The following is an 11,340-nucleotide window of genomic DNA, read 5'->3' as shown; positions in this document are numbered from 1 at the left end:
CACCCCGCACCCCGCACCCCGCACCCCGCACCCCGCACCCCGCACCCCGCACCCCGCACCCCGCACCCCGCACCCCGCACCCCGCACCCCGCACCAAGATCGTGCTCGATCCTGGTTGTAGTGGCATCCCTGCGCGGCGAGGCCACTACAACCAGGATCGAGCGTGATCTTGGTGCCTGAACCACCGGGGTAAGCGGCGCGGGCTGTGGCAGGCAGCACGGGTAGCGGCGGGCAGCGGGCAACGCGGGCAACGGCCAGGCAGCGCGGGCGGCGCCCGGGGCATCAGCCGGGGCCGACTCGGGTAACCACCTACGGGTACGGGGTCACCGGATCACTCTCGGGACGGAGGGCAAGGTGGCCACCCCTTCCTACCGTGGAATGCAGCGCGGCGGATCGCCGCAGAGTGGAGTTAGACGATGAGTCGCAAACTGGTCCGACCCCGCGAGGGGCGCATGCTCGCCGGTGTCTGTGCCGGCCTGGCCCGCCGGTTCAACACCTCGGCCACCCTGGTCCGGCTGCTGTTCCTGCTGTCCCTGCTGCTGCCCGGCACGCAGGTGATCGTCTACCTGGTGCTGTGGATCCTGATGCCCAACGAGGACCGCTACGCCACCACCACCTACTGACCGCGCCGGGCCGCCCGACGAAGACCGCAGCGCCGCCGCCCGACGAGGCGCATCGCTGCCGCCGCGCCGCCCGACGAAGATCGCATCGCTGCCGCCGCGCCGGGCGTCCCGGTCACCGTGGATGCCGCCTCCCGTCCCAGGGTGGCGGCATCCTGGCGTTCCCACCCCCTGACACCAACCCCATCGACATCCACAAGCCCCCACCCGATCAATCACCCGTCGACAGCGTGCAGGTGGAGTTACACGCGGTGATCAAGAGGTTTACGTCAAATTGAAGATCAAGAATGACGTAAACCTCTTGATCACCGGAGGCACCGGGACCACCGGGGGCACCCGGGGGCACCCGGGGCGCCGTTGGGCGTGGTGCTGTGCGCTGGTGTTCGCGGTGAGGGGCTGCGGGGTTGGCCGGGGCGCGGACGGTGGGGCGCTGCGGGTCAGGGGGCCGTGTAGGTGATGGTGATCTTTTCGTAGCCGAGCGAGCGGAGCAGGCCCTCCAGCATCTTGCGGGTGTTCTCCTCGGCGCGCTTGGCCAGCCCGCTGTCCCGGGCCGCCGTGGTGATCCGCTCCTCGGCCATCCGGTAGACCTGCTGCTGCCGGTTGGGGTCGCCCTGGACCAGGTCACCGATCCGGTTGAACAGGCCGCGTTCCTCGGCGAAGACGTAGCTCTTGTCCATGTCGAGGTTGGTCTCGCCGAGCTGCGGCGCGGGCAGCTTGATCTCGACGGACTTGCCGTCGGCGGACGGCACCACCGCCCCCTCGCCGATCTTGCCGAAGTCCACGTACGCCTCGACGCTGCCCGCCCCGACGAACAGCGTCCGCTGGTTGAGCAGGAAGTCCGGCACGTTCTTGCGGTCGTTCTGGAGGTCGACCACGACCTGGAAGTTGCCCTCGGCCGCGACGTAGCGGCTGAGGTCCTGGATCGACTTGAGCAGCGGCGGCTGGCTGCGGTCGGTCTGTTCCTTGGCGAACGGGTTGCGGAAGTCCGGGAAGAGCCCGGTCACCTGCGTACCGAGCAGCACCACCACGACCAGCGCCGCCGCGCCGAGCACCCAGAGCAGCCCCCGGGCCGGGCCGCCACCGGTGCGGGGCGGGTCGGCCGGTGGGGTGTCGGGGTCGACTGGGTCGCCCGACCGGGTGCGCAGTGTGTCGGCGGTCGGGTAGCCGGGGAACTCACTCTGGGGGGTCTCACCGTCGCGGGCCATCGCCCTCACCGTCCTCGTCAGACACGTGCCTCTGTCGATGACGGTACGGCCACCGTGCGACGCGCGCGCGGCGAGCGCCCCGAACGGGTGACGGGCGGTCGTCAGCCGAAGGCGGACAGCCCGGTGAGCCGCTGCCCGATGACCAGCTGGTGGATCTCGGAGGTGCCCTCGTAGGTGAGCACGCTCTCCAGGTTGTTGGCGTGCCGCATCACCGGGTACTCGCCGGACACCCCGTTCGCGCCGAGGATCGTCCGGCACTGCCGGGCGATCGTCAGCGCCTCCCGCACGTTGTTCAGCTTGCCCACGCTGACCTGGTCGGGTCGCAGTGTTCCCGCGTCGGCGAGCCGGCCCAGGTGCAGGGCGAGCAGCAGCCCTTTGTTCCACTCCACGGCCATGTCGGCGAGTTTGGCCTGGGTGAGTTGGAACCCGGCGAGCGGCCGGCCGAACTGGGTGCGGGTGGCGGCGTACGCCAGGGTGGTTTCCAGGCAGTCGCGGGCCGCGCCGAGCGCGCCCCAGACGATGCCCTGCCGGGCCTCGGTCAGGCAGCTCAGCGGTGCCCGCAGCCCGACCGCCGCCGGCAGCAGGGCGTCCGCCGGCAGCCGGACCCCGTCGAGGGCGATCTCGCCGGTCACCGAGGCGCGCAGCGACATCTTGCGGCGGATCTCCCGCGCCGTCACCCCGGGGCTGTCCATTGGTACGAGGAAACCCCGCACCCCCTCGTCGGTGCGGGCCCAGATCACCCCGACGTCGGCGATCGGCGCATTGGTGATCCACATTTTCGCGCCGTCGAGGATCCAGTCGTCGCCGTCGCGGCGGGCCCGGGTGGTCATCGAGGCCGGATCGGAGCCGTGGTCGGGCTCGGTCAGGCCGAAGCAGCCGATCGCCTCACCGGTGGCCATCGCGGGCAGCCAGCGTTGCTTGTGGTCCTCGCTGCCGAAGCGCCAGATGGCGTACATGGCCAGCGAACCCTGCACCGACACCAGGGAGCGGACGCCGGAGTCGCCGGCCTCCAGCTCCAGGCAGGCCAGCCCGTACGCGACGGCCGGGGCGCCGGCGCAGCCGTACCCGGTCAGGTGCATGCCGAGCAGGCCGAGCCGGCCGAATTCCCGGGCCAGCTCGCGCGCCGGGACGCGGCCGTCCTCGTACCAGCCGGCGACGTGCGGGCGGACCCGGTCGTCGACGAGCCGGCGGACGACGGCCCGGATCTGCCGTTCCTCCTCGCTCAGCGAGGCGTCGACGTCCAGCAGGTCCAGTACGGTGCCCATGGCCGCCACCTTAACGAGTGCTCAGGCGGGCGTCACTCGGGCTGGCCGGTGTAGACCAGCACCCGGGCGTGGATCTGGTTGCGTTGCTGCAACGCCGCCCGCAGCGCCCGGTGCAGGCCGTCTTCCAGGTAGAGGCCGCCGCCCCACTCGACCACGTGCGGGAACAGGTCGCCATAGAAGGTGGAGTCCTCGGCGAGGAGCTTGTCGAGTGCCAGCTCACGCTTGGTGGTGATGAGCTGGTCGAGCCGCAGCGGGCGCGGTGGGATCTCCGCCCACTGTTTGAGAGTCAGGTTGTGTTCCGGGTAGGGACGCCCGTCCCGGACCGCTCGGAAAATCACGGCACGCTCCCCTCCCCGTGGTCAGGCCGACCCTCGGCGTGGTGCCGGGTCACGCCGAGGTGCCGCGCCGTGCGGCACCGATGACGGTGCCAGCCTATCCGCCCCTGCCACACCGCGTTTTGCTCCCCGTTGTCGGTTTCTCTCGCTCCGTCACCCACTGCACAGGGTACGAACCGGCATCAACTCCACCGACCGCGCCGGACCACCTCGTCCACCGGCCGACGCCCCCGCCGCAGCGACGGTGACCGATGGTCAGTCGCTCGGTAACCCACCGTTACCGCGCCGATCGGATGGTAATCCGGCGGCACCCCGAACGCCTCCCGGTACGCCGCCGACCGGTCGGGCGGAATGCCGAAGAAACACGCCCCCAACCCCTCGTCCACGGCGGTGAGCAGCATCAGCAGCGCGGCGAAGCCGGTGTCGACGTACCAGTAGGGCACCGGCCAGCGGTCCTCCGAACGGTCCGCCCACCCTTTGTCCGGCTCCGCGTACCGCTCCAGGTAGACCGACCGGTTGGCGTGCGGCACCACGATCAGCGGGGCGCGGCGCATCCCCGCCAGCCACCGGTCGCGGCCACCGCCCGAGGGAGTGGCCGCCGCCCAGAACCGCTCCCGGTCCGCCGGCTCCTCCAGCACCAGGAAACCCCAGCCCTGGGCGAAGCCCGCCGACGGCGCCCGGACCGCGTGGTCGAGCAGCCGGTCCACCACCTCCGGCGGGACCGGCCGGTCCGGGTCGTAGTTGCGTACCATCCGGCGACGCCGGACCACCTCGCCGAACTCCATGCTCAGACCCCGGGCCGGATGCCCCAGTTGCCCCGCCAGGTCTCCCCCGGGGCCAGCGCGATCACGTCCCGGCCGGACCGGAACGCGTCGGGCGGGCAGGTCATCGGCTCCACCGCCACCGACCGGCGGTGCCGCTCACCGGTGAGCGCGTCACCGGTGAAGACCTGCCACCAGCCGAACTCGCGGTCCGCCCAGAGGTGCACCCCGTCCGCGTCGTCGGGGGCGGTCAGGGTCACCGACGAGCCGCCGTCGGAGTCCCGGATCACGTCACCGAAGCAGAGGTCGAGCTGCGCGGCACCGATCGGGCGGGGGCTGGTCCAGTCGTACTCGGTGCCGGCCACCGGGGTCGCCCCGATCGGCAGCAGCCGGGCGTCGACCTGCAACCGGCTGCGGGCCGGCAACCGCATCGTGAGGTCGTCCACCGCGACCCCGGCCAGCCGCAGGTAGGGGTGCACGGAGAAGCCGAACGGCGCGGCCTCGCCCCCGGTATTGGTCACCTCGTGCTCGCCGCGCAACCCGTCCGCCCCGACACTCCACCGGGTACGCAGCCGCAACGACCACGGGTAACCCGGGGTCGGCGGCAGGTCGTAACCGAGGGTGACCGTGTCGGCGGACTCCTCGATCAGCTGCCAGCGCACCCAGTTGACCAGGCCGTGCAGGGCGACCCCCCGGGTCGGCTCGGTCAGGTCGAGCTGCAACGACCGGTCCCCGAAGGTGTACTTCCCGTCCCTGATCCGGTTCGGCCAGGGGGCCAGCACGTGTCCGGCGCTGCCGGGGCTGATCTCGTCCTCGGCGTACCCGTCGAGGTAGTCCACCCCGTCGCGCCGGTACGTCCTAACCCCACCGCCGACCTCGACGATGACGGCCTCGTGGCCGTCGGCGGCGATGGTCCACTGTGTCCCCGAGGGCGGCCGGTGCATGGCGTTGTCCATGTCGTGACCCTAGTCGGTGCCCTGGCCCGCCCGCCGGACCCGGCTGGCCCGTCCCACCTGGCGCGCGGTCAGCGGCGGTCCTCGGTCACCGAGCCGGCCCGGTAGCGCAGCAGGGCCGGGAAGCACGCCACCAGCAGCACCGCCAGCCCGGCCGAGAACAGCCCGCCGGCCACCCAGGCGACGCCACCACCGAACCCGGCGGCCATCGCCCCGGCCCGCAGGTCGCCCAGCCGTGGCCCGCCGGCCACCACCACCGTGTTCACCCCCTGAAGCCGGCCCCGCATCCGGTCCGGCGCGTAGACCAGCAGCATCGACTGCCGCAGCACCGCGCTGACCAGGTCCGCCGCCCCGGCCACCGCGAGCAGCAGCACCACCAGCCAGAGCTGGCGGGCCAGCCCGGCCGCCGCGATGGCCAGCCCCCAGCCGACCACCGCCACCACCAGGGCGAGCCCCTGCCGCCGCAGCCGGCCGATCCAACCGGAGGTCAGGCCGCCCAGCATCGCGCCGATCGCGATGGCGCTGTAGAGCCACCCCACCGCCGCCCCGCCGCCGAACCGTTCCTGCGCCACCTCGGGGAAGAGCGCCCGGGGCATGGCCAGGATCATCGCGATCAGGTCGATGGCGAACGAGGAGAGCAGCACCGGTGTGGTCGCCAGGTAGCGGAACCCGTCGAGGATGCCGGCCAGGCCACCCCGACGCGCCTCCCCCTCGGCCGGTGGGGCCGGGGGCATCGCGGGCAGCCGGACCGTCGCCACCACCAGCGCGGTGAACAGCAGCGCGTCGGCCGCGTAGGCGACGGGCAGCCCGGTGTCGGTGCCGAAGGTGGCGAAGACCAGGCCGGCGGCGAGCGGGCCGGCCACCGACGCGGCGGTGAAGGTGGTGTAGTTCAGGGTGGTGCCCGCCGGGACCAGCTCGGGCGGGAGCAGCCGGGGCAGGATCGCCGAACGGGCCGGCGAGCTGATCGCGAACGCGACCGAGTGCACGGTCACCAACGCCAGCAGCAGCACCGGGCTGCCGAGGCCGGACAGCGCGTGCCCGAGCAGGCCGAGCATCGACACCCAGAGCAGCGCCGAGCCGACCAGCAGCACCCGCCGCCGGTCCCGGGCGTCGGCCACCGCCCCGCCCCAGAGGCCGAAGACCAGCAGCGGCAGGAACCCGGCCACCCCGAGCAGCCCGACCCAGAACGAGTCCCGGGTCAGCGCGTACATCTCCACCGGAACGGCGACCGCGGTGAATTGAAACCCGAACATCGCCACCGTGTTGCCGAGCCACATCCGGCGGTACGCGGGGACCCGCAGCGGTCGCAGGTCGATGGCCAGCCGCCGGGCCCGACCCGTCCGGGCCGGTTTGACGGCGGTCACGGGGCCAGCCGCTCGACGGCCCAGCCGCCCCCCTCGACCCCACGGAACCGCAGCCGGTCGTGCAGCCGACCGGCCCGGCCCTGCCAGAACTCCACCGTCTGCGGCCGGACCAGGAACCCACCCCAGTGCGGGGGCGCCGGGACCGGCGTGCCGGCCGGGAAACGCTGCTCCGCCGCCCGGTACGCCTCCTCCAGCGCGGCCCGGTCCGGCACCACCTCGGACTGGGTGCTGGCCCAGGCCCCGAGCTGGGAGCCGCGCGGCCGGGTGGCGAAGTACGCCTCGGTTCCGGCCCGGTCGACGTGCTCCACCCGACCGGTCACCACCACCTGCCGCTGCATCGCGAACCAGGGGAAGACCAGGCTGGCCCACGGGTTGGCGGCCAACTCGACGCCCTTGCGCGAGGAGTGGTTGGTGAAGAAGACGAACCCCTGCGGGTCGTACTCCTTGAGCAGCACGGTCCGGCCGCTGGGCCGGCCGGTGGCGTCGGCGGTGCCGAGGACCATCGCGTTGGGCTCGGGCAGCCCGGCCGCGACCGCGTCGGCGAGCCAGCGGCCGAACTGGGTGGGCCAGTCGGCGGCCAGGTCCGGCTCGGAAAGGCCCCGGTCGGCGGCGTACTCGTTGCGCATCGCCGCCAGGGCGGGTGTGTCGCCCGTCACGTCGTTCTCCCTCTCGCCGGGCATCCGGCGTCTGGAGACGCTGGCCAGCCCACTGATCAGTCTCACGGAGAGCGCCCCGGCGTCCAGCGGCGGGGATGTCGCGTGCAGCACAGTCGCAGCGGGTCGCGCGCTTGGTTACTCACCAGGCAAGATGGCGAGAACACATCACTGAGGGTCGCCTTAGGTACCGGGCCGGACCGAGCCCGTGGCGGGCGCACCGAGCCAGAAGCCAGGAGACGACATGGCCGACTTCAAACCGGGCCTCGAAGGCGTCGTGGCCTTCGAGACAGAGATCGCCGAGCCGGACCGCGAGGGCGGCGCGCTGCGCTACCGGGGCGTGGACATCGAGGATCTGATCGGCCAGGTCTCCTTCGGCAACGTCTGGGCCCTGCTGGTCGACGGGCGTTTCGGCCCCGGCCTGCCGCCCGCCGAGCCGTTCCCGGTGCCGGTGCACTCCGGTGACATCCGCGTCGACGTGCAGTCCGCGGTCGCGATGCTCGCCCCGTACTGGGGGCTCAGTCAGCTGCTCGACATCTCCGACTCGCAGGCCCGCGCCGACCTGGCCCGGGTCTCGGTCACCGCGCTCTCCTTCGTCGCCCAGTCCGCGCGTGGCCTGGGCCTGCCGGCGGTGCCGCAGAAGGAGATCGACAAGGCGGAGACGATCGTCGAGCGGTTCATGAAGCGCTGGCGCGGCGAGCCGGATCCCCGGCACGTCAAGGCCGTCGACGCGTACTTCATCTCGGCCGCCGAGCACGGCCTGAACGCCTCGACCTTCACCGCCCGGATCGTCGCCTCCACCGGGGCCGACGCGGCGGCCTGCATCTCGTCGGGCATCGGCGCGCTCTCCGGCCCGTTGCACGGTGGCGCCCCGTCGCGGGTGCTCACCATGCTGGAGGCCGTCGAGCGCAGCGGTGACGCCGAGGGGTACGTCAAGGGCGTCCTCGACCGGGGCGAGCGGCTGATGGGCTTCGGCCACCGCGTCTACCGGGCCGAGGACCCGCGCGCCCGGGTGCTCCGGCGCACCGCCCGGGAGCTGGGCGCACCGCGTTTCGAGGTGGCCGAGGCGCTGGAGAAGGCCGCCCTGGCCGAGCTCCAGGCCCGCCGCCCGGACCGCGTCCTCGCCACCAACGTCGAGTTCTGGTCGGCCGTGGTGCTCGACTTCGCCGAGGTGCCGGCGCACATGTTCACCTCGATGTTCACCTGCGCCCGGATGGGCGGCTGGTCGGCGCACATCCTGGAGCAGAAGAAGCTCCAGCGGCTGGTCCGCCCGTCGGCCCGGTACGTCGGCCCGGGCACCCGCAAGCCGCAGCAGGTCGAGGGCTGGGACGCCATCCCGCACGGCGTCTGATCCCGTTCCGCACCGAGGGGCGTCGACCGACCGGTCGACGCCCCTCGCGCGTGTCACCCGGGTCCGGCCCGACGGACGATCCGGCGACGCGCGACCCGGCCGGCCGCGACCACCGGCCGGCCGCCCGGCGACGGGTGGACGATCAGGAGCGGCCCGGCCGGCGACCGGCCGTTGATCACGCAGCGGTGTGGCCGACGCCTCAGGTCCGGGCCTGGGACCAGCCGGCATCCGGGCCACCGCGGGTGCGAGGATGAAGGCCGGCAGTGTCGCCGGACCGGGCACGGACCCGGCCACGTGGTGCGCCCCGCGCACCCGTCCGCCGGCAGTCCCGCGCCTGGTGAAGGGCCCGCCCTAGCCCCATGCGGAAGGATCGAGAAAACCGTGGCTGACGCACCGACCATCCGGATTCCCGACGACATCAAGCCCGCCGACGGGCGGTTCGGCTGCGGGCCGTCCAAGGTCCGTCCGGAGGCGGTGTCCGCACTCGCCGACGTGGCGACCAGCTACCTGGGCACCTCGCACCGGCAGCAGACCGTCCGCGCCGAGGTCGCCCGGTTGCGCAAGGGCATCGCCGAGTTCTTCTCCCTGCCCGAGGGTTACGAGGTGATCATCGGCAACGGTGGCGCCACCGCCTTCTGGGAGGTCGCCACCTTCGGTCTGGTCCGCGACCGGGCCCAGTTCGCCAGCTTCGGCGAGTTCGGTGCGAAGTTCGCCAAGTCGGTCAAGGACGCGCCGTTCCTCGGTGAGCCGACGGTCCGCAAGGCCGAGCCGGGCAGCGCCCCGGGCCTGCTGGCCGAGGCCGGGGTGGACGTCTACGCCACCCCGCACAACGAGACCTCCACCGGGGTCGCGGTGCCGATCAACCGGGTCGCCGACGCCGACCCGGGCTCGCTGCTGCTGGTCGACGCCACCTCCGGCGCGGGCGGCCTGGACGTCAACGTCGGCGAGACCGACGTCTACTACTTCGCCCCGCAGAAGTGCTTCGGCTCCGACGGCGGCCTCTGGTTGGCCCTGATGTCGCCGGCCGCGTTGGAGCGGGCCACCGAGATCAAGGGCTCCGGCCGTTACATCCCGGCCTTCCTCGACCTGGTCACCGCGATCGACAACTCGCGGCTGGAGCAGACCTACAACACCCCGGCGTTGGCGACCGTCTTCCTGGCCGCCGAGCAGACCGACTGGATGAACTCGCAGGGCGGCCTGAGCTGGGCGGCCAAGCGCACCGCCGAGAGCGCCGGGATCGTCTACGGCTGGGCCGAGCGGGCCGCGTTCGCCACCCCGTTCGTCACCGACCCGGCGCTGCGCTCCAACGTGGTCGCCACCATCGACTTCGCCGACGGGGTGGACGCCGCCGCGATCGCGAAGGTGCTGCGGGCCAACGGGATCGTCGACACCGAGCCGTACCGCAAGCTCGGTCGCAACCAGCTGCGGGTCGCGCTGTTCCCGGCGGTGGAGCCGGCCGACGTGGAGGCGCTCACCGCCGCCATCGACTACGTGGTCGAGCGGCTCTAGTCACACCCGTCACGGTGGGTGGTCGCAGCGGCTGCTGCGGCCACCCACGGTGATCATTGCCGCAGCTCAGTCGCGACATGCGCAAGTCGCATCCCCCACCTGTGGGCAGATGAGCGTACGGTGGTGCGAGGACGCCCGGGTGGCCGGCTCGTGGCGTGACGGCCAGCGAAGCGGGACGGAGGCTACGCCATGCGCCCAGTACGCTTCGTCGCCCTCTCCGAGGACGGCCAGGCGCTGGTGCTCGCCGACGAGGTCGGGCGTCTGCTCGCCCTCCCCATCGACGAACGCATCGCGACCGTGCTGCACGCCGAGCCCGGTGCGCCGCCGCTCACCGTGGTCCCCACCGGGGTCGACCCGACCCCGTCACTGTCCCCCCGGGACATCCAGGCCCGCATCCGTTCGGGCGAGTCCGCTGAGGACGTCGCCCGGATCGCCGGTGTGCCCGTCGACCGGGTGCTGCGCTACGCCGGCCCGGTGCTCCAGGAGCGGGCCATGCTCGCCCAGCACGCCCGGCGTACCCGGCTCAAGGGTGCCGAGAAGGCGACCCCGCTGGCCGAGGTGGTCAACGGTCGGCTGGCCCAGCACGGCATCGACACCGAGAAGATCTCCTGGGACGCGTTCCGGCGGGACGACGGCACCTGGCGGATCATCGCCACCTGGCCGTCCGGCAAGGCCACCGCGCAGGCCGTCTGGGATCTCGACAAGCTCCGGCAGAACGTCACCCCGCACGACGACATGGCGCAGTACCTGTGCGCCGAGCGTCCCACGCCGATCCTCGGCCAGGAGCCGGCACCGGAACGGGGCGGCCACGCGCTGCCCGGCCCGTCGCGGGGCGAGCCGAGTCGGGGCGGACACGGCCTGCCGGCCGCCAGCGAGCAGGCCCGTCCGGGCCGGGACCCGATCCGGGCCGGGCGGGACGCCCTGCTCGCGTCGCTGGACCGTCCGCTCGGTGGCACCTCGGGGCGGGGTCTCGACCCGCGTTCCCCGGCCGCGCTGGCCGGTTCCGACGCGCCCCGTCAGCGGGCCGTCGGCGGTGGTGCCGCCGCACTGCTCGGCGGTGGGCAGGGTTCCGCCTTCGACGACGACTCGGACGCGCCCAAGGAGGTCCCGGCCGTGCCGTCGCTTGCCGTGCTCCGGCCGCGCCGCACGGGCACGGCTGCGGCAGCCGCTGCGGGCGGCGAGTCGACGGACGCCTCGGGCAAGCCGCGTAAGCGCCTGCCCAGCTGGGACGACGTCCTGTTCGGCACCGGCCCGGCGGCCCGCGAGTCCTCCTGATCGCAGTGGGCCACTCTGGCATCGTGAGGCACTCGAGGTCCGCGCGTGT

11 protein-coding genes are annotated in these 11,340 nt (G+C 73.1%); 4 read left to right on the top strand and 7 right to left on the bottom strand.

Translation table 11 applies throughout. The features are described 5' to 3' along the window. The first annotated feature begins 416 nt into the window (after window positions 1-416). Window positions 417-623 (top strand): PspC domain-containing protein, encoded by a 207-nt coding sequence (locus AB0B63_RS25315; protein ID WP_208565635.1) that lies wholly within the window; start codon window positions 417-419, stop codon window positions 621-623. Window positions 624-1,057: 434 nt separating this feature from the next. Here AB0B63_RS25315 and AB0B63_RS25310 read toward each other — a convergent pair whose 3' ends face one another. The 7 genes from AB0B63_RS25310 to pdxH form a co-directional block, all read right to left on the bottom strand. Beyond that, complete coding sequence (locus AB0B63_RS25310) at window positions 1,058-1,825, bottom strand: DUF4230 domain-containing protein (RefSeq protein WP_357022923.1); 768 nt, start codon at window positions 1,823-1,825, stop codon at window positions 1,058-1,060. A 101-nt stretch (window positions 1,826-1,926) separates the two neighbouring features. Next, a complete protein-coding gene (locus AB0B63_RS25305; RefSeq protein ID WP_357022920.1) occupies window positions 1,927-3,090 on the bottom strand; it encodes an acyl-CoA dehydrogenase family protein in 1,164 nt (387 codons plus the stop codon). Between the two features lie 32 nt (window positions 3,091-3,122). After that, window positions 3,123-3,428: a type II toxin-antitoxin system VapB family antitoxin gene (locus AB0B63_RS25300; RefSeq protein ID WP_208565632.1), complete on the bottom strand. Its 306-nt coding sequence runs from the start codon at window positions 3,426-3,428 to the stop codon at window positions 3,123-3,125. A 179-nt stretch (window positions 3,429-3,607) separates the two neighbouring features. Beyond that, window positions 3,608-4,210 carry a nitroreductase family protein gene (locus AB0B63_RS25295; RefSeq protein ID WP_208565631.1) on the bottom strand — a complete coding sequence of 201 codons (603 nt, stop codon included), beginning with the start codon at window positions 4,208-4,210 and terminating at the stop codon, window positions 3,608-3,610. A gap of 2 nt (window positions 4,211-4,212) precedes the next feature. Next, a complete protein-coding gene (locus tag AB0B63_RS25290) occupies window positions 4,213-5,142 on the bottom strand; it encodes an aldose 1-epimerase family protein (protein ID WP_208565630.1) in 930 nt (309 codons plus the stop codon). Window positions 5,143-5,210: 68 nt separating this feature from the next. Continuing rightward, window positions 5,211-6,503 carry an MFS transporter gene (locus AB0B63_RS25285; RefSeq protein WP_208565629.1) on the bottom strand — a complete coding sequence of 431 codons (1,293 nt, stop codon included), beginning with the start codon at window positions 6,501-6,503 and terminating at the stop codon, window positions 5,211-5,213. After that, window positions 6,500-7,183 (bottom strand): pyridoxamine 5'-phosphate oxidase, encoded by a 684-nt coding sequence (gene pdxH, locus AB0B63_RS25280; protein WP_244251788.1) that lies wholly within the window; start codon window positions 7,181-7,183, stop codon window positions 6,500-6,502. The genes AB0B63_RS25285 and pdxH overlap by 4 nt, the downstream gene beginning before the upstream one ends. Window positions 7,184-7,400: 217 nt before the next feature. On the opposite strand from pdxH, the gene AB0B63_RS25275 reads away from it, so the two are divergent. The 3 genes from AB0B63_RS25275 to sepH all read left to right on the top strand — a co-directional run bounded on the left by AB0B63_RS25275 (window position 7,401) and on the right by sepH (window position 11,291). Continuing rightward, a complete protein-coding gene (locus AB0B63_RS25275) occupies window positions 7,401-8,507 on the top strand; it encodes a citrate synthase 2 (RefSeq protein WP_088643529.1) in 1,107 nt (368 codons plus the stop codon). 381 nt (window positions 8,508-8,888) lie between these two features. After that, the gene (serC, locus tag AB0B63_RS25270; protein ID WP_208565628.1) at window positions 8,889-10,016 is read left to right on the top strand and encodes a phosphoserine transaminase; all 1,128 of its coding nucleotides are present in this window, start codon (window positions 8,889-8,891) and stop codon (window positions 10,014-10,016) included. Between the two features lie 189 nt (window positions 10,017-10,205). Further along, window positions 10,206-11,291 (top strand): septation protein SepH, encoded by a 1,086-nt coding sequence (gene sepH / locus AB0B63_RS25265; RefSeq protein WP_208565627.1) that lies wholly within the window; start codon window positions 10,206-10,208, stop codon window positions 11,289-11,291. The last annotated feature ends 49 nt before the right edge of the window (window positions 11,292-11,340 follow it).

The organism is Micromonospora sp. NPDC049081 (assembly GCF_040648835.1).
Classification (GTDB): Bacteria; Actinomycetota; Actinomycetes; order Mycobacteriales; family Micromonosporaceae; genus Micromonospora; species Micromonospora antibiotica.
This window is presented reverse-complemented; position numbering and strand designations above follow the sequence as displayed.

Excerpts from the sequence above, each read along its gene's own strand:
- AB0B63_RS25315 (WP_208565635.1), top strand. The coding sequence starts at position 417 with ATGAGTCGCAAACTGGTCCGACCCCGCGAGGGGCGCATGCTCGCCGGT.
- AB0B63_RS25310 (WP_357022923.1), bottom strand. The coding sequence starts at position 1,825 with ATGGCCCGCGACGGTGAGACCCCCCAGAGTGAGTTCCCCGGCTACCCG.
- AB0B63_RS25305 (WP_357022920.1), bottom strand. The coding sequence starts at position 3,090 with ATGGGCACCGTACTGGACCTGCTGGACGTCGACGCCTCGCTGAGCGAG.
- AB0B63_RS25295 (WP_208565631.1), bottom strand. The coding sequence starts at position 4,210 with ATGGAGTTCGGCGAGGTGGTCCGGCGTCGCCGGATGGTACGCAACTAC.
- AB0B63_RS25290 (WP_208565630.1), bottom strand. The coding sequence starts at position 5,142 with ATGGACAACGCCATGCACCGGCCGCCCTCGGGGACACAGTGGACCATC.
- pdxH (WP_244251788.1), bottom strand. The coding sequence starts at position 7,183 with ATGCCCGGCGAGAGGGAGAACGACGTGACGGGCGACACACCCGCCCTG.
- AB0B63_RS25275 (WP_088643529.1), top strand. The coding sequence starts at position 7,401 with ATGGCCGACTTCAAACCGGGCCTCGAAGGCGTCGTGGCCTTCGAGACA.
- sepH (WP_208565627.1), top strand. The coding sequence starts at position 10,206 with ATGCGCCCAGTACGCTTCGTCGCCCTCTCCGAGGACGGCCAGGCGCTG.